This is a genomic window from Arthrobacter sp. Hb9-2, from assembly GCF_059091165.1.
Window position 1 is genome coordinate 100,423 of sequence record NZ_JBNHGJ010000001.1, and the last position, 21,064, is coordinate 121,486.

Sequence of the window (21,064 nt, forward strand, 5' to 3'; positions counted from 1 at the left end):
CCCATGTGGTAATTTTGGAACGCACATGATCCTTTTTTAATTCCGTCCTGTGAGGCGGGGAAAGGGGAGACGAGCGTTGACTTCTGTCACCAGCGCACCGGTTCCAGCCAGGGTAGTCCTTAGCCAGGCGGACATCGACCGGGCCCTCACTCGTATCGCCCATGAGATCCTCGAGGCCAATAAAGGTTCCCAGGACCTCGTCCTGCTCGGCATTCCCCGCCGCGGTTACCCGCTGGCTGCGAGGCTTGCGGAAAAAATCGCCGCCGCTGATCCCAGCGTGGACGCCGCCGCGATTGTTGGCCAGTTGGACGTCACGATGTTCCGCGACGACCTGTCCCACCAGGGCACGCGCCCGCCGTACCCCACCAAGCTCCCGCGTACAGGCATCGACAACAAGGTGGTTGTCCTCATTGACGACGTCCTGTACTCGGGCCGCACTATCCGTGCCGCCCTTGACGCCCTCGTGGACCTGGGCCGGCCCCGCATCGTCCGGCTCGCCGTACTGATCGACCGCGGCCACCGGGAACTGCCCATCCGTGCAGACCATGTTGGCAAGAACCTGCCCACGTCATCCGCGGAGAAAGTCCGGGTCCGGCTCGAGGAAACCGATACCGCCCCCGGCGGTACACCGGTCAACGAAGTAGTGATTGAGGGCCGCTCGTGAAGCACCTGCTTTCCACCGAAAACCTCAGCCTTGCCAACGCCATCCGCATTCTCGACACCGCCGAGGAAATGGCTGCCGTAGGTGACCGCGAGGTCAAGAAGCTGCCCGCTCTTCGCGGCCGCACCGTGGTGAACCTCTTTTTCGAGGACTCCACCCGCACCCGCATCTCCTTCGAAGCCGCCGCCAAGCGCCTCTCGGCAGACGTCATCAACTTTGCCGCCAAGGGCTCCTCGGTGTCCAAGGGGGAGTCCCTCAAGGACACAGCCCAAACGCTTTCCGCCATGGGGGCTGACGCCGTCGTCATCCGGCACTGGGCCTCGGGTGCCCCGCACCGGCTGGCTGCCACCGACTGGATCGACGCCGCCGTCATCAACGCCGGCGACGGCACCCACGAACATCCCACCCAGGCCCTGCTGGATGCATTCACCATGCGCCGGCACTGGGCCCGCCTGGCCGGGACCGGCTCCGAAGGTGCCGACCTGAAGGGCATGCGGGTGGCCATCGCCGGCGACGTCCTGCACTCCCGCGTGGCCCGCTCCAACGTCTGGCTCCTGCGCACCCTCGGCGCCGAGGTCACCCTGGTGGCGCCGCCCACGCTGCTGCCCATCGGCGTCGAAAAGTGGCCCTGCAAGGTCAGCTACAACATGGATGAAACCATCGAGCAGGGCGTTGACGCCGTGATGATGCTCCGCGTCCAGGGCGAACGCATGAACGCATCCTTCTTCCCCAGCACCCGCGAATACTCGCGGCGGTGGGGCTTTGACGACAACCGGCTGCGGGCGCTGGACGCACTGGGTATGAAAGACACCATCATCATGCACCCCGGACCCATGAACCGGGGCCTGGAAATCTCCGCAGCCGCCGCCGATTCCCCCCGCTCCACCGTCCTGGCCCAGGTCCGCAACGGCGTGTCCGTGCGCATGGCCGCCCTTTACCTGCTGCTCTCCGGGGACACCCGGGAACCAGCCGCCACCCCCGCCCTGGCGTATACCGGCACCCATTCCACCAAGGAGAGCAACTGATGGCAGGCAACACCGGAACCTATCTGATCCGCGGGGCCTCAATCCTGGGTGGAGCGCAGGGGGACCTCCTGATCCGTGACGGCCTCATCGCCGAAACCGGAACCGGCTTGTCGGCCACTGATGCCGTCGTCATCGACGCCGCCGGTTTGGTCGCGCTGCCGGGCATGGTGGACGTCCACACCCACCTCCGTGAGCCGGGCCGCGAGGACGCCGAGACCGTGGAGACCGGAACCCGCGCCGCTGCCCTGGGCGGCTACACCGCCGTGCACGCCATGGCCAACAGCACTCCCGTCGCTGACACCGCCGGCGTGGTGGAGCAGGTGTACAGCCTGGGTCAAAAGGCCGGCTGGGTGGACGTGCGCCCCGTCGGCGCCGTGACAGTGGGGCTCGCCGGTGAGCAGCTCGCCGAGCTCGGCGCCATGGCCGATTCCCGAGCCCGCGTCCGCATGTTCTCGGACGACGGCATCTGCGTCCACGATCCCGTCCTCATGCGCAGGGCGCTGGAGTACGTCAAGGCGTTCGACGGCGTGGTGGCCCAGCACGCGCAGGAGCCGCGGCTTACCGCCGGCGCCCAGATGAACGAGGGTGAAGTGTCAGCGGTGCTGGGACTTGCCGGATGGCCCGCAGTGGCGGAGGAAAGCATCATCGCGCGGGACGTCCTGCTGGCCCAGCACGTTGGCTCCCGGCTCCACGTCTGCCACGTCTCCACGGCCGGTTCGGTGGAAATCATCCGCTGGGCCAAGGAACGCGGCATCAATGTCACGGCAGAGGTCACCCCGCACCACCTGCTGCTGACCGATGACCTGGTCCGCAGCTACGATCCCGTCTACAAGGTCAACCCGCCACTGCGTACCGACGCCGACGTCCAGGCCCTGCGCGCCGGCCTCGCGGACGGGACCATCGACGTCGTCGGCACCGACCATGCCCCGCACCCCAGCGAGCACAAGGAGTGCGAGTGGGCGCAGGCCGCCATGGGCATGACCGGGCTGGAGACGGCACTCTCCGTGGTGCAGCACACCATGATCGAAACCGGTCTGATGACCTGGGCAGACTTTGCCCGGGTGACCTCCGCCGCTGCCGCCAAGATCGGCCGCCTGGAGGACCAGGGCCGCCCGCTGGAAGCAGGTGAACCTGCCAACGTCATCCTGGTGGACCCCAGCGCGCGCTGGACGGTTGAACCTTCCCTGATGGCCACCATGGGCCGGAACTCGCCGTTCAAGGGCATGGAACTGCCCGGCAAGGTTGTTGCCACGTTCTTCAAGGGACACCCCACTGTCCTGGACGGCGCCCTCAACACCGCGTACGGGCACGCCGCTTCCGTAGGCGCCGCCTGATGGACACCCAGCTGCTCTCGCTGGTCATCACGCTGGCCCTTATCGCCGCAGCCTTCAGCCTCATCTGGCTGGGCTGGCGGAACCGCCTGCGCCGCCAGGCCGACGTCGAACAGCTGCCTTCGGTGCCCGAGGCGCCGGGGGAGCCGCTCACCACTGCCGAGGGGCAGTACGTCGCGTCCACCACAGGCGGTGACTGGCTGGACCGGATCGCAGTGCACGGGCTCGGTATCCGGACGAACGCCACGCTTAAGCTTTACCCGCACGGCGTCCTTTTTGACCGGGCAGGGGCACCGGCGCTGTACATTCCCGCGGCTTCCCTCACCGGGGTGCGGCTGGACAGCGGCATGGCGGGCAAATTCGTGGAAAAGGACGGCCTCCTGGTCCTGGCGTGGACGCACGGCAGCCACGAGCTGGACACCGGCTTCCGCACCCGCCGCGCAGAGGACAGGAACGTGCTTTTCGCAGCACTTCAGGAATTGATTTCTTCGGCCCCAGCGGCTGATGCCAATAGTGGAAAGTAAGACAGTGACAACAAACACAGCAGTATCGGCCCCAGTTTCCGCTCCAGCTGCGCTGGTGCTCGAGGACGGCCGCATCTTCCGCGGACGAAGCTACGGCGCCACCGGAACCGCCCTGGGCGAGGCAGTCTTCGCCACCGGCATGACCGGCTACCAGGAGACCATCACGGACCCCTCCTACGCCCGACAGCTCGTGGTCCAGACCGCCCCCCACATCGGGAACACCGGTGTGAACAACGACGACGCCGAGTCCCGCCGCATCTGGGTGGCCGGCTACATCGTCCGCGACGCCGCCCGCCGCCCCTCGAACTGGCGCTCGGAGCGTTCGCTGGACGAGGAGCTGGTGGACCAGGGCATTGTCGGCATCCAGGGTGTGGACACGCGCGCCATCACCCGCCACCTGCGCGAGCACAAAACCATGCGAGCCGGCATCTTCTCCGGCGAAGCCGCACAGGCCACGGACAAGGAACTGGTCGACGCCGTGCTCGCCAGCGCCCCGATGGAAGGCGCCCGGCTGGCCGAGGAAGTCAGCGTTGACGAGGCGTACGTGGTGGAACCCAAGGACCACGGCTGGGACGGCGACCCCCGCTTCAGCATCGCGGCCGTCGACCTCGGCATCAAGGCCATGACCCCCGTCCGGTTCGCAGAGCGAGGCGTCCGGGTCCACGTCCTCCCCGCCACCGCCACCCTGGAAGACGTCAAGGCAGTCAACCCGGACGGCTTCTTTATGTCCAACGGCCCCGGCGACCCCGCCACGGCCGACGCCCAGGTCAAGCTGCTCCGCTCCGTCCTGGACGAAAAACTGCCCTACTTCGGCATCTGCTTCGGCAACCAGATCCTGGGCCGTGCCCTGGGCTTCGGCACCTACAAGCTGCGCTACGGCCACCGCGGCATCAACCAGCCCGTGATGGACCGCCGCACCGGCAAGGTGGAAATCACCTCCCAGAACCACGGCTTTGCCGTAGATGCTCCGCTCGACGGCGCCACGCAGGCTCCCGAGGCACGCTACGGGCGCGTGGAGGTCAGCCACGTCAGCCTGAACGACGACGTCGTGGAAGGCCTTGCCTGCCTGGACATCCCCGCCTTCTCCGTGCAGTACCACCCCGAGGCAGCGGCCGGACCGCACGACGCCGCCTACCTCTTTGACCGCTTCATTGAATTGATGGAGGGCACCCGGGACGGCAGGACCGCCAACCTGTCCAAGGATCCCGTGGACTCTGCCCACTCCGCCGGCGCGGAACACAAAAACGACAACAAGACTGAGGACAAGAAGTAATGCCGAAACGTACAGATCTCAAAAGCGTCCTCGTCATTGGTTCCGGCCCGATCGTCATCGGCCAGGCTGCCGAATTCGACTACTCCGGCACGCAGGCGCTGCGCGTCCTCAAGGAGGAGGGCCTGCGGGTCATCCTGGTCAACTCCAACCCGGCCACCATCATGACCGACCCGGAGTTTGCCGACGCCACCTACATCGAACCCATCACCCCCGAGGTGGTGGAGAAGATCATCGCCAAGGAACGCCCGGACGCCGTGTTGCCCACCCTGGGCGGCCAGACAGCGCTCAACACGGCCATCGCTTTGGACAAGAACGGTGTGCTCGAGAAGTACAACGTGGAGCTGATCGGTGCCAACATCGCCGCCATCGAACTCGGCGAGGACCGCGAAAAGTTCAAGGGCGTGGTGGAGCGCTGCGGTGCAGAGTCCGCCCGCAGCCACATCATCCACAGCATGGACGAGGCTTTGAAGGCTGCCGATGACCTCGGGTACCCCATGGTGGTCCGCCCGTCCTTCACCATGGGCGGACTCGGCTCGGGCCTCGCCTACAACGAGGACGACCTCCGCCGCATCGTGGGCCAGGGCCTGCAGTACAGCCCCACGTCCGAGGTGCTGCTTGAAGAGAGCATCCTCGGCTGGAAGGAATACGAGCTCGAGATGATGCGGGACAAAAACGACAACGTCGTGGTGGTCTGCTCCATCGAGAACTTCGATCCCGTAGGCGTCCACACCGGCGACTCCATCACCGTGGCTCCCGCCCTTACCCTCACGGACCGGGAATACCAGCGGCTGCGCGACATCTCCATCGCCGTGATCCGTGAAGTGGGCGTGGACACCGGCGGCTGCAACATCCAGTTCGCCATCGACCCCGCCACCGGCCGCGTGGTGGTCATCGAGATGAACCCGCGCGTGTCCCGTTCCTCGGCCCTGGCGTCCAAGGCAACCGGCTTCGCCATCGCCAAGATCGCCACCAAGCTCTCCCTGGGCTACACGCTGGACGAGATCCCGAACGACATCACCCAGAAGACCCCGGCGTCCTTCGAGCCCACCCTCGACTACGTTGTGGTGAAGGTACCGCGCTTCGCGTTCGAGAAGTTCCCGGCCGCGGACAACACCCTCACCACCACCATGAAGTCGGTGGGCGAGGCCATGGCCATGGGCCGCAACTTCACCGAGGCCCTGCAGAAGGCGCTGCGGTCGCTGGAGCAGAAGGGCTCCCAGCTGGACTTCAGCTCCGTTCCCGAATGGGAAGTGGCTGAGCTCATCGAAAAGGCAAAGCGCCCGACGACGGAACGGCTTCACCAGGTCCAGCGCGCCCTCCTGGGCGGCGCCAGCGTGGAGGACCTTTTCGAGGCAACCAAGATCGACCCCTGGTTCCTGGACCAGCTCCAGCTGCTCAACGAGATCTCCCGCGAGATCCGCCAGGCCGGCGCACTCACGGCCGACATGCTGAAGCGCGCCAAGCGCCACGGCTTCTCCGACGAGCAGATCGGCGCCCTCACCCACAATTCCGAGGCTGTGGTCCGCGGCGTCCGCCAGGCACTGGGCATCCGTCCCGTCTACAAGACCGTGGACACCTGCGCCGCAGAGTTCGCGGCCTACACCCCGTACCACTACTCGGCCTATGACGAGGAGGACGAGGTTGCGCTGCACTCCAAGCCGTCCATCCTGATCCTCGGTTCCGGCCCCAACCGCATCGGCCAGGGCATCGAGTTCGACTACTCCTGCGTCCACGCCTCGATGGCCCTGCGCAAGGCCGGCTACGAGACCGTGATGGTCAACTGCAACCCGGAAACCGTCTCCACGGACTACGACATCTCCACCCGCCTGTACTTCGAGCCCCTGACGCTCGAGGACGTGCTGGAGGTTATCGCCGCGGAGGAACGTACCGGCGGCGTGATGGGCGTCTTCGTCCAGCTCGGCGGCCAGACCCCGCTCAAGCTGGCCCAGCAGCTGGCCGACGCCGGTGTCCCCATCCTCGGCACCTCCCCGGAAGCCATCGACCTCGCCGAGCACCGCGGGGCGTTTTCGCGGGTCCTGGACAAGGCCGGCCTGATCTCCCCGAAGAACGGCACCGCAGTGTCCTTCGAGGACGCCAAGAAGATCGCTGACGAGATCGGCTACCCGGTGCTGGTCCGCCCGTCCTATGTCCTGGGCGGCCGCGGCATGGAGATCGTCTACGACGAGCCCAACCTGTCCCGCTACATCGCCAACGCCACGGAAATTACCCCGGACCACCCGGTGCTGATTGACCGCTTCCTGGAGGACGCCGTCGAAATCGACGTCGACGCCCTCTTCGACGGTACGGACATGTACCTGGGCGGCATCATGGAGCACATCGAGGAAGCCGGCATCCACTCCGGTGACTCCGCCTGCGTCCTGCCGCCCATCACCCTGGGCACCAACGTCCTGGAGCGCGTCCGCACCGCAACCCGGGCCATCGCCGAAGGCGTGGGCGTGCGCGGCCTCATCAACATCCAGTTCGCCCTGGCCTCGGACGTCCTGTACGTCCTCGAAGCCAACCCGCGGGCCTCCCGCACGGTGCCGTTTGTGTCCAAGGCCACCGGCGTGCAGATGGCCAAGGCCGCCGCCCTGATCGGAACCGGTGTCACCATCGGCCAGCTCCGCAGCGCCTACAAGATGCTGCCCGAGGTCGGCGACGGCTCCACCCTGCCCCTGGACGCCCCGGTGTCCGTCAAGGAGGCAGTCCTGCCGTTCAGCCGCTTCCGTACCCTTGAGGGCAAGGTGGTTGACTCCCTGCTCGGACCCGAAATGCGCTCCACCGGCGAGGTGATGGGCATCGACAAGCACTTCGATACCGCTTTCGCCAAGAGCCAGGCAGCTGCCAACAACGCCTTGCCCACCGAAGGCAAGATCTTCGTCTCGGTGGCAAACCGCGACAAGCGCTCGGTGATCATGGGTGTCAAGCGGCTCTCCGACCTCGGTTTCGAGATCGTCTCCACCGGCGGCACCGCCGATGTCCTGCGCCGCAACGGCATTCAGGCCACGCCGGTCCGAAAGGTTGCAGAAGGCAGCAGCGCCGAAGGCGAAGGCACCATCGCCGACCTCGTCATCGCGGGCGAGATCGATATGGTCTTCAACACCCCCTCCGGCGGTGAAGCCCGCAGCGACGGCTACGAACTCCGTGCAGCCGCCACGTCCATCGGCATCCCCTGCATCACAACGGTGGCCGAGTTCAATGCGGCCGTCCAGGCCATCGAAGCGATGCGCATCTACGAATGGTCGGTCACCAGCCTGCAGGAGCACGCCGCTGCCCTCGCAGAGTCCCAGAAGGCGGCCCTGCAGCATGCCTGAGCAGGCAGCATCCGCTGAAGTGCAGGGCCGGGAGCCCTTCGGTTCCCGGCTCGGTGCGGCCATGGCCGCCCGCGGTCCGTTGTGTGTTGGGATCGACCCCCACCCATCCCTGCTGGCCGGCTGGGGGCTGAAGGACGACGTCGACGGCCTCCGCTCGTTTTCCCTGACGGTCCTGGAGGCCGTCGCTTCCCTCGCTGCCGCCGTAAAGCCGCAAGTGGCGCTCTACGAGCGCCACGGTTCCGCGGGGATGGCTGTACTGGAGGAAATCCTTGCAGTTGCCCGGGACGAGGCTGTACTCACCATTGCCGATGCAAAACGCGGGGACATCGGATCCACCATGGCGGCCTACGCAGACGCGTGGCTCCGTGACGGTTCCCCGCTGGCCGCAGACTCGGTGACGCTCAGCCCCTACCTTGGGTTCGAGTCGTTGCGTCCGGCCCTCGATCTCGCGGCCGACACGGGGCGTGGAGTGTTTGTCCTCGCCCTGACGTCCAACCCCGAAGGAGCCTCGGTCCAGCATGTTGGGGGAGCGGACTCCGTGGCACGAAGGGTTGCCTTGGCGGCCGGCGGGGAAAACCGCCGCTACCCGGGGGAGCTCGGTTCGGTCGGCCTGGTAGTCGGTGCAACCGTTGGTTCTGCCCTTTCGGATCTTGATGTGGACCTCGCCGGCATGCGCGGGCCCATCCTGGCGCCGGGCTTGGGAGCGCAGGGTGCCACTCCGGCCGACCTCCGTGCCACCTTCGGCAGTGCCCACCCGCAGGTGCTGGGAACTTCCAGCCGGGACATTCTTTCCGCCGGACCGCAGCTGCGCGCATTGCAGGAGGCTGCCCAGCGGACGCTTGACGGGCTGCGGGGCGAATAGCTGCCCGTTTCCCCCGATGCATTGATTCGGGCAGCACCAAAGGGTAGTTTCAGGACATGTCCAAGGGCGGCCGCCCTTGGACGTATCCACCCAGATCCGGGGGTGTCCACCATGGTGCTGCGACCCTTATCCGCATCCGAACGAACTGATGCCTTGAACAAAGCGGCGGCAGCCAGGGCAACCCGGGCCGCGGCCAAGGAAAACCTCAAGAACGGTGCAAGCTCCGCAGCGGACATCATCAATTCCGCGATGGAGGACGAAGCGATGGCCCGGATGAAGGTTTCGGAACTGCTGGAGGCACTGCCCGGTGTAGGAAAAGTCCGGGCCGCCGCCATCATGAAGCAGCTGGGTATCGCGGCCTCCCGCCGGCTCCGCGGCCTGGGCGTCCACCAGCGCCGGGCGCTGGTAGATTTTATAGACGAGAACTAGAGCGGGTACTTCCCGCTTTCCCCGAACTCCGGCATAAAGGAATACGTGAGCAAAAAACCTGGACTGACAGTCCTCGCTGGTCCGACGGCTGTTGGCAAAGGCACCGTGTCCACCTACATCCGGGACAACTACCCCGAGGTCTGGCTCTCCGTATCAGCCACCACCCGCGCCCCGCGGCCAGGTGAAGTTGACGGAGTCCATTACTTCTTCAAGGCCAAGGAGGAATTCGAGCGGCTCGTTGCCGAGGGAGAATTCCTCGAGTGGGCGGTAGTGCACGGCCAAAACACCTACGGGACTCTCAAGAGCACCGTGAACCAGGCGATCGCCGAGGGCCGGTCGGTGCTGCTGGAGATTGACCTGCAGGGCGCGCGCCAGGTCAAGGCAGCCGTTCCGGACGCCCAGTTCGTCTTCCTCGCGCCGCCGAGCTGGGACGAAATGGTCCGCCGGCTGGTGGGCCGCGGCACGGAAACACCTGAGGAACAGCAGCGCCGGCTGGAAACCGCTAAACTGGAGCTTGCTGCTGAACCGGAGTTCGACTACACCGTCATTAACGACGACGTTCGCCGGGCAGCGGACGAGCTTGTTTCACTCATGGGGCTGACCCCGCATCCGCACGGAACGCCGGAACGGTCAGCCCGCTAGAAATTTGGAGAATTCGTGTCCACGAACCTTGAAGGCATCATTAACCCGCCGATCGACTCGCTGCTTGAAGCAGCAGATTCAAAGTACGGCCTGGTGATCTTCGGTGCCAAGCGTGCTCGTCAGATCAACGCTTACTACGCCCAGCTGCACGAGGGCCTCTTCGAATACGTTGGCCCGCTGGTAGACACCAAGCTGAACGAGAAGTCGCTTTCCATCGCCCTGCGCGAGATCAACGAAGGCAAGCTGGTCTCCACGCCGATCGAAGCCGCAGAGTAATACTGCCGCCTGACGTGCTGTTGACGGGGGTCACGTGCGCATAGTCCTCGGAGTCGGGGGAGGGATTGCCGCCTACAAGGTGGCATCGCTCCTCCGGCTTTTTACTGAAGCCGGCCATCACGTCACTGTGATCCCCACGGAGGCGGCCACCCGCTTTGTGGGCACCGCCACCTGGGAGGCGTTGTCCGGAAATCCGGTCAGCAACAGTGTTTTCGACGACGTCCACCAGGTCAACCACGTCCGCCTGGGCCACGAAGCGGACCTGGTGGTCATCGCCCCGGCCACTGCCGACCTCCTGGCCAAAGCCGCTACCGGACAGGCCGGGGATCTCCTCACCAACACCCTGCTGATGGCCCACGGCCCGGTACTGTTTGCCCCGGCCATGCACACCGAGATGTGGCAGCACGCGGCCACCCGGGCGAACGTGGAAACGTTGCGGAGCCGCGGAGCGGCCGTCCTGGAACCGGCAACCGGCAGGCTGACCGGCTCTGATTCAGGTCCCGGGAGGCTGCCCGAGCCCGAGGTGATTTTCGATGCCGCCCTGGCCCTTGTCCAGGGCCAGTCGGACTACCAGCTGCCGCTCGCGGGACGCACCGTCACCATCAGCGCCGGCGGAACCCGCGAACCCCTGGACCCGGTACGGTTCCTGGGCAATAGGTCCTCCGGTAAGCAGGGAGTGGCGCTGGCCGTCGCCGCCCGGAATGCCGGCGCTACGGTCCGCCTGCTCGCAGCCCATATGGAAGTTCCCCCGCCGGCAGGCGTGGAAGTGGTGCCCGTGGAGACTGCCCTGCAGCTGCGTGAGGCGGCGCTGGCAGCAGCGGCGGATTCCGACGTCGTGATTATGTCCGCCGCGGTGGCGGACTTCCGCCCCTCGGAGGTCTCGGACACCAAAATCAAGAAGCGCGATGACAGCGCAGACCCCGTGATCACGCTGGTCCGCAACCCGGACATCCTGCACGAACTGGTGGAAGTCCGGAACAGCGGCGGCCACGCGGAGAGGCAGCAGCTGATCGTAGGTTTCGCTGCCGAAACCGGCGACAGCCACGGTGACGTGCTGGCCTACGCGGAAGCAAAACTGGAGCGTAAAGGCTGCGACTTGCTGGTGGTGAACCATGTGGGCGCGGATAAGGTCTTCGGCCAGGATACGAATTCCGTTGTCATCCTGGCCCGGTCCGGCGCCGAACCACAGGAGGCGGCCGGCACCAAGACTGAAGTTTCGGCGGCCATCATCAGCCGGATCGCCTTTGAACTGAATCACGTTTCCCCCCGCGCCTGACGTGTTTCCGGCCACGTTCGCTTAGCAAGAGGACATCTCCCGAGGTCTCCTGCGGGGAGGACGAATCCCAACCAGTAAGGTAGTTGAGTGACTTTACCGCTGCACCTTCCCCACTCCCACGCGGCCACGGCTTCCGCGCTCCGGCTCTTCACGTCCGAGTCGGTCACCGAAGGCCACCCGGACAAGATCTGCGACCAGATCAGCGACGCCATCCTTGACGCCTTGCTGGACAAGGACCCGGAATCCCGCGTCGCCGTGGAGACCATGGCCACTACCGGCCTGGTCCACGTGGCCGGTGAGGTCACTACCGACGCCTACGTGGAAATTCCGCAGATCGTCCGCGAGACCATCCTGGGCATCGGCTATGACTCCTCGGCCAACGGGTTCGACGGCGCCCGGTGCGGCGTTTCCGTGTCCATCGGCCAGCAGTCCAACGACATCGCCGGTGGCGTCTTCAACTCCCTCGAAGCCCGCGAGGGCCGCCAGGAGGATGACTACGACCTTCAGGGCGCAGGCGACCAGGGCCTGATGTTCGGCTACGCGAGTGACGAAACTCCCTCCTACATGCCCACCCCCATCTGGCTGGCACACCGCCTTTCGGAGCGACTCACCGAAGTCCGCAAGTCGGGGGAGCTGCCGTACCTCCGCCCGGACGGCAAGACCCAGGTGACCGTCGGCTATGACAAGGACCTGCCGGTCTCCGTCGAAACCGTGGTCATCTCCAGCCAGCACGCCGAAGGCGCAAGCCTCGAACAGCTCCGCGCTGACCTTGCCTCCATCGTCATCGCCCCCGTGCTGGCCGGCGCCAACCTGGACATCTCCCGGGCCGCAAACATCCTGAACCCGGCCGGCGAGTTTGTTATCGGCGGCCCTGTCGGTGACGCCGGCCTGACCGGGCGGAAGATCATCGTTGATACCTATGGCGGCATGGCACGCCACGGCGGCGGCGCCTTCTCCGGCAAGGACCCGTCCAAGGTGGACCGCTCCGCCGCTTACGCCATGCGGTGGGTTGCCAAGAACGTTGTTGCAGCAGGTTTGGCCAAACGCGCCGAAATCCAGATTGCCTACGCCATCGGCCAGGCGCGTCCCGTGGGCACGTACGTTGAGACGTTCGGCACCGAAACGGTGGACCCCGCCCGCATCAGCGCTGCCATCGCCGAAATTTTCGACCTTCGTCCCCGCGCCATCATCGACGCCCTGGACCTGAAACGGCCCATCTACGCCAAGACTGCAGCCCACGGGCACTTCGGCCGGGACGATCCGGACTTCACCTGGGAGCGCCTGGACCGTGTGGACGACCTGAAGGCTTTCTTCAACGCGTAGCCGATGGCCGGGGCCGAACCCGGCGCGAATGCCGCTGCCGGGTGGAATGTCTGTGCCTGCTGGTTTACTGACCAGGTCCACCCGGCGATGCTGAACGGAGGTAGCCGAAGTGGTTGCTGACGATTCCATGCAACCGTTGCTGGATCTGCCGGCCGCGGTACAGCCGTCCCTGCTGCAGGGTTTCCCTTCCCGCAAACAGCAGGCGGGCCCGCAGCTGGCGGACCACCTTCCGGTGGCCAGGGTGTTGGTGGAATCCTCGCTGCCCCACTTGGACCGGCCTTTTGACTATGGCGTTCCTGCCGGGCTGGATGAGGATGCCCAGCCCGGCGTCAGGGTCAAGGTCAAGTTCAACGGCCAGGACCTCAGCGGGTTCATTATGGAACGGGTGGCGGAGTCCGACGCCGGCCACACCCTGTTGCCGCTGGCGAAAGTCGTTTCCCCGGTTCCCGTCCTGACACCCGAGGTCCGCGACCTGGTCACCGCCGTAGCCTCCCGCTACGCGGGAACCGTCAGCGATGTCCTCCGGGTTGCCGTCCCGCCGCGGGTAGCCCGGTTGGAGAAGGCGTACTCCGCTTCCGCGGAAACTCCGACGTTGGAGACAGGTGAAGGCGCTGCAGCTAAGGGCCCCGGCGCAGACGATGCCTGGGTAGGTTTCCGGAACGGCCTGGCCTTCCTGCGACACCTAAAAGACGGTGGTTCCCCACGGGCGGTCCTAAATCCTCTCCAAGGCTACGGACCCGCCGGTTGGCCGCAGTTGCTGGCCCAGGCCATTGCCGCAGCCTATGCTTCCGGGCGGGGAGCTGTGGTGGTGGTCCCGGACAACCGGGACCTGGACCAGCTTGAAGAGGCCGTGGGAGCGCTGTTGCCGGAGCAGGCCGTAGCACGCCTCACCGCGGAGGACGGCCCCACGCCCCGCTACCAGAACTTCCTGCGGATCCTCGCCGGTACCGCGCGGGTTGCCATCGGGACCCGGTCAGCTGCCTATGCTCCCGTCAAGGACCTGGGGCTCGTGGTGTGCTGGGACGACGGCGACGACCTCCACATTGAGCAGCGCGCGCCCTACGCCCACGCCCGCGAAGTCCTGCTCCTGCGCGCCGAACAGTCCGGGGCTGCCTGCCTTTTGGCAGCCCATTCCCGCAGCACGGAGGTCCAGCGGCTCACCGAGACAGGCTGGGCGCTGCCCGTGGAAGCGGACCGCACGCTGGTCCGCCGCACCGTCCCCCGCGTGGTGAACACGGCCGACAGCTTCGAGCAAGAGCGGGATCCGCTCGCCAGGATCGCCCGCCTTCCCGGCACTGCCTGGCGGGTCGCCAAGGAAGGACTCGAACGGGGACCGGTCCTGGTGCAGGTGGCCCGCGCCGGCTACGCGCCGTCGCTGGTGTGTGACCACTGCCGGGAGCCCGCGCGCTGTGCTGCCTGCCAGGGGCCCTTGGCCGTGGCCGGGGCCAGCGGAACCTCAGCCCTGCCGCAATGCCGGTGGTGCTCCACCCCGGCGCCCGACTGGCACTGCACGCACTGCAGCAGCCGAAAGCTTCGCAGGGGCGCAACGGGCGTAATCCGGACGGCCGAGGAGCTCGGCAGGGCCTTCCCCGGCAAAACCGTCATCACGTCCTCCGGGGACCAGGTCAAGGCACGCGTAACCAACAGCAAGGCCTTGGTGGTGGCCACGGTAGGAGCCGAACCCATAGCAGAAGGGGGATATGCCGCCGCCTTGCTGCTGGACGGTGACTCATTGCTGCGCCGCGAGTCATTGCGCGCCAGCGAGGACACCGTGCGCCGCTGGTTCAATGCCGGGGCCTTGGTTAGGCCTGCTGCCGAAGGCGGCCTTGTGGTGGTTACGGCAGCGGACACCGCAGCTGTGGGGGCGCTGCTGAGATGGGATCCTGCAGGTTACGCCGAACGCGAGCTCTCCCTCCGGGCCGAACTGCAGCTTCCGCCAGCGGTGCGCATTGCCTCCATCACCGGCCCCCGGGCCGCCGTCGGGCATTTCTCGGGTGCAGTGGCAGCGCAACTGGAGCCCGCCGGGATCCACCTCCGTACGGCAGGCCCCGCGCCGCTCATTCTCAGCGGTCCACCCTCCACCCGCCGCTCGGCGGAGGACGTCCGGACCCTCCTGTTCTTCCCCTACGCCCAGGCCGCGGCGGTCACCCGCGTTCTGAGGGCTACCCGGGCGGCAACGGCCGCAAAGCGAAGTGCGGAACCTGTCCAGCTGCGACTGGACGGGGTGGACGTACTGTAGCGGAGCCTACTGGCCGCGGCGCTGGGCCACGATGTCGTGTGCCACGTCCACCAGTTGGCGGGCGGATTCCTCCCAGCTGAACTCGCGGGCACGGGCAACGGAGCGCCGTGAGGTTTCCTCCCACAATTCCCGGTCGTCCAGTTTCTTCACGGCGTCGGCAAACTGCTGGGGCGATGCCGGGTCAACATAGCTGGCTGCATCCCCGCCCACCTCCCGGAATATTGGAATGTCGCTGGCGATGACCGGCGTGCCCAGCGCCATGGCCTCGACCAGCGGCAGTCCGTACCCTTCGGCCCGTGAAAGAGTCACCAGCGCGGTGGCTGTTTCCAGGAACGTGGCATATTCCTCGTCGGTGACGCCGTTGTGGAACTCCACTTTCGCTCCAGGCGGGATGAGCTTCTCCAGTTCGGCGCGCCGCTGAGGAGTGATCCGGCTGAGCAGGTGAAGCGTGAAGCCGGGCAGTCCAGCCATTCCGGCCACCATGGTTTCGACATTTTTGTAGGGCATGAATGAGCCCATGTACACGAGGCAGGGTTTGGCGCCGGCCTCCGGGCTGCGAGGCTCCTGGGCCGGCTGCGGCGCATTGCTGATAATCCGGACAGGCCGGCGCGTCAGCCGGTACTTGGCCATTAGCGCCTCGGTGGTCCGGCTGATGGTGGCTACGACGTCGGCCCGGTTGAGTAGGAGGCGCTGCGGCCAGTACGCCTTGTGGTAGAGGCGCCAGAGCAGCCGCACCGGGGCCGGCAGGAATCCCGGAGGTGCTGGGTGCTCGTAGTAGATGAGGTCGTGCAGGGTCAGGATCAGGCCGTACTTGCGGCCCAAGGTGCCCATCGTCTGCATTGGGCAGACCACCACGTCCGCGCCAAGCGGGTTGATCTTGCGGGCAACGAACAGTTCCGCGGGGGACAGGGGGCTGTTGATCAATGTGTACGGCACATCCGGCAGCAGGGCCAGTTGGCGGATGTCAGAGATCAGCATCGAAACGTCGGCGATCTTGGAGGCGGCCGCGATCAGGCTCGCACCGTAGCGGCTGATGCCGTCGTGATGGTCTGTCCGGGTGAACCGGGCGTCGATGACAAGCTTCACGCGGGGTGGTCCTTAAGGAAGCTGCGGATGTGGCGGGCGGCTGGCTCCGGCGTTTCGTAATGGATCAGGTGGCCAACATCAGCAATAACCTCGAGTTCGCCGTCCGGCAGCAGTTCGACGAGCTGGTGCTGGTCGCGAAGCGTGGCGATTTCATCCTTCTCACCCGCGATTAGGAGCACAGGAAGGGTCAGGCTGCCGGCCACCTCGGCCACATGGCTGCTGACCGAGGCAGTGAAGGATTCGAGGAGGCTGTCACGGCTGGCAAAAGCACTGAAGTACGCATGGTGCTGGCCGTGGATAAAGCGCCGAAGGTCCCGGTCGCCTGTCTTGGCCATGGCTCCGCTCATCACCCGGACAATCAACGGGCTGCGGAGCAGGGCCAGCCCCAGCGGACGGGGAAGGCGGGCGGCAACGCGGTAGTACAGCACTGCCAGCCTGGTCATCACGCCTTTGGGGCCCTCGAGGGCAGGCGCTGCGATGGGGTTAATGAGGATCAGTGGATTCACGGCGCCGGGGTGGGCGGCCACGAAATGGGCGGCAATGATGGACCCGAACGAGTGCCCCAGCAGGACCGTATCCGGCCCCAGGCCCAGTGCCGCCATGAATTCTGTGATGAATGCGCCGTAGCCCGGAACTGTGTGACCACCTGGCACGAAGGCTTCCGAGCTGCCGAAGCCGGGCAGGTCCGGCATGATGATGCGCATCTCCGGAAGCTGGTCGGCCACCCGAAGGAGCCCGTGGTGGTCGCCGCGGAATCCGTGGATCACCAGCATGGTCCGGGTCTCAGCGGTTTGCAGCACTGGCTCGTAGGTCCAGAAAGCTACCCTGCCGCCGGCCAGCTGCACCGAGGAGGCATGGGTGCGGCCGGCCAGGTCCGGGCCGATGAAGGCGGGCGTGGAGGATTGCCCCGTGTGTGCTGTTTCCATGGGAGTCCTAATTGACGTTGTCCGGGTGGGAACCGGTCCGCTGTCCCCGGTCCAGGCCGGCGAGCGCATCCATGTCCCTGGCCGAGAGTTCAAAGTTGAAGACGTTCAGGTTCTCGCGGATGCGCGCCTCGGTGCTTGCCTTGGGGATGGCGATGTTCCCCAGTTGTATGTGCCAGCGGAGGATGATCTGCGCCGGCGACCTGCCGTGTTCGGCGGCGCAGGCCTGGACTACAGGATCCGCCAGCACATGTCCGCGTCCCAGGGGACTCCACGCCTCGGTCCTGATCCCGAGATCATCGTGGATTTTCCGCAGCTCCACCTGCTGGAGCCAGGGGTGCAGCTCGATCTGGTTGACCGCAGGGGTCACCTCTGCGGTCTGCATCAGCCGGTCCAGATGGGCGGGCTGGAAGTTGCATACGCCGATCGCCCGCACTTTTCCCTCGCGGTAGAGCGTCTCCATGGCCCGGTAGGTTTCGGGGTACAGCCCGCGCCGGGGGCAGGGCCAGTGGATGAGGTACATGTCCACGTAGTCCAGGCCCAGGTTGACCATGGAGTTGTCGAATGCACGCAGGGTGGCGTCGTAGCCGTGGTGGTCGTTCCACACTTTGGTGGTAACAAAGATGTCCTCCCTGGCCGGTGACGGGAAAAGTTCACCGGAGCCACCGCTGCCTGCCTGCGTGCCGAGCTGTGAACTGATGCCGCGGGCAACCCCTGACTCGTTGCCGTACATGGCGGCAGTGTCGAAGTGGCGGTATCCGGAGCCGAGGGCCATAGCCACAAGGCCCGCCGCCTCCGATGGCGGCACCTTGTACAGGCCGTAGCCCAGCTGGTCGATCAGCACGCCGTTGTTCAGGCTCAGCCGCGGGGAGATCCTCATAGCCATGACTCTACCTACTCGCCACGGCAAGGCCCTCCATACCCACCAGGCGGCGCGCTGTGGCCTCGTCAAGGATCAGGTCCGTAGCCAGGCGCGCCGCTAAGGCGCCCTTGAGCCCGTTGATCTTGGACACGCCGGAAACCACGCAGATCCTGCGCCTTACCTGCCGAAGTTCGGCGAGGGCCGGGCCCGTGGACCGTTCGTTCAGGACGATCCCGTCGGAGGAACCGTCAGCGCGGAAGAACACCGTCGCAACATCACCCACGACGTCGGACGTTGCCAGGATGTTGAGGTCGCCCTCGTCCAGGTAACCGCCGGCATAGACGTGGCTGGGGAAATCGGCATCAACGGATCCGACCCCAAAGATCGCGATGCTCATCTTGGCCTGAAGTTCAAGGATTCGCTGCACGCTGCGTTCATTCCACATGGCTGACTTGGTGGCGGCGTGGTCGAAAAATGCCGGAACGGGGAATTGTTCCACCCGCGCGCCGTAGGCGCTGCCGAAGCGGCGCATGATGTCACTGGCGTAGGTAATGCCTGTCGTGTGCATGTTGCCCGCGCCATTCAGCTGCACCACCACGCTGTCGTGGGTAATTTTCCTGGTCAGGTGGCGGCTGACGGCACTGAGGGTGGAACCCCAGGCGACACCGATGATCGCGTTGGAATCCACCAGGGGCCCGATGGTGCGGGCGGCCTGCATCGCCACCCGGTCCAGGGTCTCGGCCTCATTGAGTGTTTCCATGACCGGCACAACGTGTGCGTCTACTCCGTACCGGCGGCGAATCAGGCCCTCCAACTCCGGTCCTGTATCCAGGGGATTGCGGATCTGGACCTGGACCAGCCCCGAATCGCGGGCCGAGGACAACAGCCGGGAAACAGTCGAGCGGGATGTCCCAAGTTCGCGGGCGATGGCATCCATCGTGAGGTCCTGCAGGTAATACATTTGTGCAGCCCGAAGGGCATCAGCATGCCGGGAAGCGTCCACCTGAACTCCATTCTGCACGTTTGTGCATAGTGCTTGACTCCATTTTCCATTACTCCAAACAATAGATGAGAACGGCGGATCACTTTCTGTGTCCGCACCACACAAAGCCCCAGGAGTTGTTTTGGGACCAAAGGATTCACCGGCCCGCCCCGCCGCACCAAAGCCGGGAGCCGAACGCGCATCAGTACATAATCTGCGGCTCCGGCCGCACGCAAAAGTGCTGGTGGTAGGTGGCGGGATTAACGGCGTTGCGACCTTCCGGGACCTCGCCCTGCAGGGAATTGACGTGGCACTTGTGGAACGTGGTGACTACTGCCAGGGCGCCAGCGGCGCCTCCTCGCACATGATCCACGGCGGCATCCGCTACCTCGAAAACGGCGAGTTCCGGCTGGTCAGGGAGTCTGTAGTGGAGCGCAACAGACTACTCCGGATCGCACCCCACTACGTCAAGCCGCTGCAGACCACTATCCCCATCTTCAGCACCTTTTCCGGAGTGCTCGCGGCCCCTCTGCGCTTCCTCACCCACAAGCAGCAGGGCAAGCCCAAGGAACGCGGCGCCTTCCTCATCAAGATCGGCCTCAGCCTGTACGACTCGTTTTCCCGCGACGGCGGCACAGTGCCGCGCCACCAGTTCAGGGGACATAAACGCGCCCTTGCTGAACTGCCCGCCCTCCGCCCCGACGTCAAGTACACGGCCACGTACTTCGATGCTTCCGTACACAACCCCGAGCGGCTCACCCTTGATGTCCTGCAGGACGGCGAAAAGACAGGCCACGCGTCCGGCGCTAACCCCCAAGGCAGTACGGCCCGTGCCAGTAACTACCTGTCACTGAGATCCATGACGGGCGAGCCCAACCGCGGCACCGGCAAAGGAAGCACCTTGCGGTTGCGGGATGAGCTGACCGGTGAGGAATTCGATTTCACGGCCGACGTCATCGTTAACACCACGGGCGCCTGGGTGGACCTCACCAACGAAGCCATGGGAGCAGCCTCCAGCTTTATGGGCGGCACCAAGGGTTCCCACATCGTGCTCGACCACCCGGAGCTCCTCGCCGCCTGCCGGGGACGCGAAATCTTCTTTGAACACACGGACGGCCGCATCGTGCTCATCTATCCGATGGGGGACCGCGTCCTCGTCGGGACCACGGACATTGATGCCGACATGGCCCAGGATGCCGTCTGCACCGATGCGGAAATCGAGTACTTCTTCGAACTCATCGGTCACGTCTTCCCGAGCATCCCCGTCAAGCGCGAACAGATTGTCTACACCTTCTCCGGCGTGCGGCCGCTGCCTCGACACGATGCGACGCAGCCCGGCTTCGTCTCCCGGGACTACCGGATCGAGCGCCGTGCCCCCGGGAACAGCACAACCGGGGCGGGCGCCGTCGTCCTCAGCCTGGTGGGTGGCAAATGGACCACCTTTCGGGCGCTGGCCGAACACCTGACCAATGACGTCCTCGCCGAACTCGGCGTGCAGCGGAAAGTATCGACAGCGCAGCTCGCCATCGGCGGCGGCGCCGGTTTCCCCGCGGACGAGGCGGGCGTGCAGAAGTGGATCAAGGACCACATGACTGCCGGCCGCGACGCGGACCGGACCGCCGGCCTGCTCACCCGCTACGGAACCAGGGCGGAGGCGGTGATGGCCTACCTCGACGGCGGGCCGGACCACTTGCTGCACTCCACCCGGGAACTGAGTGCCCGTGAACTGGAGTTCATGGCAGCCCATGAGCAGGTTGGACACCTCGTGGATGTCCTCATCCGCCGCACGTCCCTTGCCTTCCGGGGCCTCGTGACTGGCGAGCTGCTCAACGAGGTGGCGGAGGTGCTCTCCGGTCCGCTGGGATGGGACGCCGCAGCACGTGCAGCGGAAATCCGGCACGCGCAGGACGTGCTGCAGCGGTTCCACCGCGTAGAAACGCACAGCCTGGTCGCATAGGACAGGCTGTCGGCCGGGGCACCCAACCCGTCCCGGCCCAACGGTCCTTCAACCCGCGAAGGACTGACAACAGAAAATA

The 21,064-nt window shown here is 65.8% G+C and carries 18 protein-coding genes; 14 read left to right on the top strand and 4 right to left on the bottom strand.

Annotated elements, in window-relative coordinates; translation table 11 throughout:
• Window positions 1-76: 76 nt before the first annotated feature.
• From pyrR to AC5RV1_RS00545, 13 genes are all read left to right on the top strand, one after another.
• Window positions 77-664 carry a bifunctional pyr operon transcriptional regulator/uracil phosphoribosyltransferase PyrR gene (gene pyrR / locus AC5RV1_RS00485; RefSeq protein ID WP_104044538.1) on the top strand — a complete coding sequence of 196 codons (588 nt, stop codon included), beginning with the start codon at window positions 77-79 and terminating at the stop codon, window positions 662-664.
• The gene (locus AC5RV1_RS00490) at window positions 661-1,686 is read left to right on the top strand and encodes an aspartate carbamoyltransferase catalytic subunit (RefSeq protein WP_430226338.1); all 1,026 of its coding nucleotides are present in this window, start codon (window positions 661-663) and stop codon (window positions 1,684-1,686) included. Before pyrR ends, AC5RV1_RS00490 begins: the two co-directional genes overlap by 4 nt.
• A complete protein-coding gene (locus AC5RV1_RS00495; RefSeq protein WP_493993113.1) occupies window positions 1,686-3,020 on the top strand; it encodes a dihydroorotase in 1,335 nt (444 codons plus the stop codon). The genes AC5RV1_RS00490 and AC5RV1_RS00495 overlap by 1 nt, the downstream gene beginning before the upstream one ends.
• On the top strand, window positions 3,020-3,541 hold the full coding sequence (locus tag AC5RV1_RS00500) for a PH-like domain-containing protein (protein WP_493948423.1): 522 nt from the start codon (window positions 3,020-3,022) through the stop codon (window positions 3,539-3,541). Before AC5RV1_RS00495 ends, AC5RV1_RS00500 begins: the two co-directional genes overlap by 1 nt.
• On the top strand, window positions 3,522-4,814 hold the full coding sequence (gene carA / locus AC5RV1_RS00505; RefSeq protein WP_493948422.1) for a glutamine-hydrolyzing carbamoyl-phosphate synthase small subunit: 1,293 nt from the start codon (window positions 3,522-3,524) through the stop codon (window positions 4,812-4,814). The genes AC5RV1_RS00500 and carA overlap by 20 nt, the downstream gene beginning before the upstream one ends.
• The gene (gene carB, locus AC5RV1_RS00510; protein ID WP_493993114.1) at window positions 4,814-8,128 is read left to right on the top strand and encodes a carbamoyl-phosphate synthase large subunit; all 3,315 of its coding nucleotides are present in this window, start codon (window positions 4,814-4,816) and stop codon (window positions 8,126-8,128) included. Before carA ends, carB begins: the two co-directional genes overlap by 1 nt.
• Window positions 8,121-8,990, top strand: coding sequence for an orotidine-5'-phosphate decarboxylase (pyrF, locus tag AC5RV1_RS00515; RefSeq protein ID WP_493993115.1), 870 nt, complete (start codon window positions 8,121-8,123; stop codon window positions 8,988-8,990). Before carB ends, pyrF begins: the two co-directional genes overlap by 8 nt.
• 111 nt (window positions 8,991-9,101) lie before the next feature.
• On the top strand, window positions 9,102-9,419 hold the full coding sequence (gene mihF, locus AC5RV1_RS00520) for an integration host factor, actinobacterial type (protein WP_205484295.1): 318 nt from the start codon (window positions 9,102-9,104) through the stop codon (window positions 9,417-9,419).
• A gap of 45 nt (window positions 9,420-9,464) precedes the next feature.
• Entirely contained in the window at window positions 9,465-10,061 is a 597-nt protein-coding gene (gmk, locus tag AC5RV1_RS00525) for a guanylate kinase (protein ID WP_430226332.1), read from the top strand.
• A gap of 15 nt (window positions 10,062-10,076) precedes the next feature.
• Complete coding sequence (gene rpoZ / locus AC5RV1_RS00530) at window positions 10,077-10,337, top strand: DNA-directed RNA polymerase subunit omega (RefSeq protein ID WP_003800778.1); 261 nt, start codon at window positions 10,077-10,079, stop codon at window positions 10,335-10,337.
• 34 nt (window positions 10,338-10,371) lie between these two features.
• Window positions 10,372-11,613 carry a bifunctional phosphopantothenoylcysteine decarboxylase/phosphopantothenate--cysteine ligase CoaBC gene (coaBC, locus tag AC5RV1_RS00535; protein WP_493948418.1) on the top strand — a complete coding sequence of 414 codons (1,242 nt, stop codon included), beginning with the start codon at window positions 10,372-10,374 and terminating at the stop codon, window positions 11,611-11,613.
• Window positions 11,614-11,700: 87 nt separating this feature from the next.
• Window positions 11,701-12,936, top strand: a complete 1,236-nt coding sequence (metK, locus tag AC5RV1_RS00540; protein ID WP_493993116.1) for a methionine adenosyltransferase — start codon at window positions 11,701-11,703, stop codon at window positions 12,934-12,936.
• Window positions 12,937-13,063: 127 nt separating this feature from the next.
• Complete coding sequence (locus AC5RV1_RS00545) at window positions 13,064-15,175, top strand: primosomal protein N' (RefSeq protein ID WP_493993255.1); 2,112 nt, start codon at window positions 13,064-13,066, stop codon at window positions 15,173-15,175.
• Between the two features lie 6 nt (window positions 15,176-15,181).
• Here AC5RV1_RS00545 and AC5RV1_RS00550 read toward each other — a convergent pair whose 3' ends face one another.
• Genes AC5RV1_RS00550 through AC5RV1_RS00565 form a run of 4 tightly spaced genes read right to left on the bottom strand, consistent with a single transcriptional unit; the run spans window position 15,182 to window position 19,007 of the window.
• Window positions 15,182-16,261 (bottom strand): glycosyltransferase family 4 protein, encoded by a 1,080-nt coding sequence (locus AC5RV1_RS00550; protein ID WP_493993117.1) that lies wholly within the window; start codon window positions 16,259-16,261, stop codon window positions 15,182-15,184.
• Entirely contained in the window at window positions 16,258-17,187 is a 930-nt protein-coding gene (locus AC5RV1_RS00555) for an alpha/beta fold hydrolase (RefSeq protein ID WP_493993118.1), read from the bottom strand. Before AC5RV1_RS00555 ends, AC5RV1_RS00550 begins: the two co-directional genes overlap by 4 nt.
• A 7-nt stretch (window positions 17,188-17,194) precedes the next feature.
• Window positions 17,195-18,064, bottom strand: coding sequence for an aldo/keto reductase (locus tag AC5RV1_RS00560; RefSeq protein WP_493993119.1), 870 nt, complete (start codon window positions 18,062-18,064; stop codon window positions 17,195-17,197).
• Between the two features lie 10 nt (window positions 18,065-18,074).
• Complete coding sequence (locus AC5RV1_RS00565; RefSeq protein WP_493948450.1) at window positions 18,075-19,007, bottom strand: sugar-binding transcriptional regulator; 933 nt, start codon at window positions 19,005-19,007, stop codon at window positions 18,075-18,077.
• Window positions 19,008-19,170: 163 nt separating this feature from the next.
• On the opposite strand from AC5RV1_RS00565, the gene AC5RV1_RS00570 reads away from it, so the two are divergent.
• On the top strand, window positions 19,171-20,985 hold the full coding sequence (locus tag AC5RV1_RS00570) for a glycerol-3-phosphate dehydrogenase/oxidase (RefSeq protein WP_493993120.1): 1,815 nt from the start codon (window positions 19,171-19,173) through the stop codon (window positions 20,983-20,985).
• The last annotated feature ends 79 nt before the right edge of the window (window positions 20,986-21,064 follow it).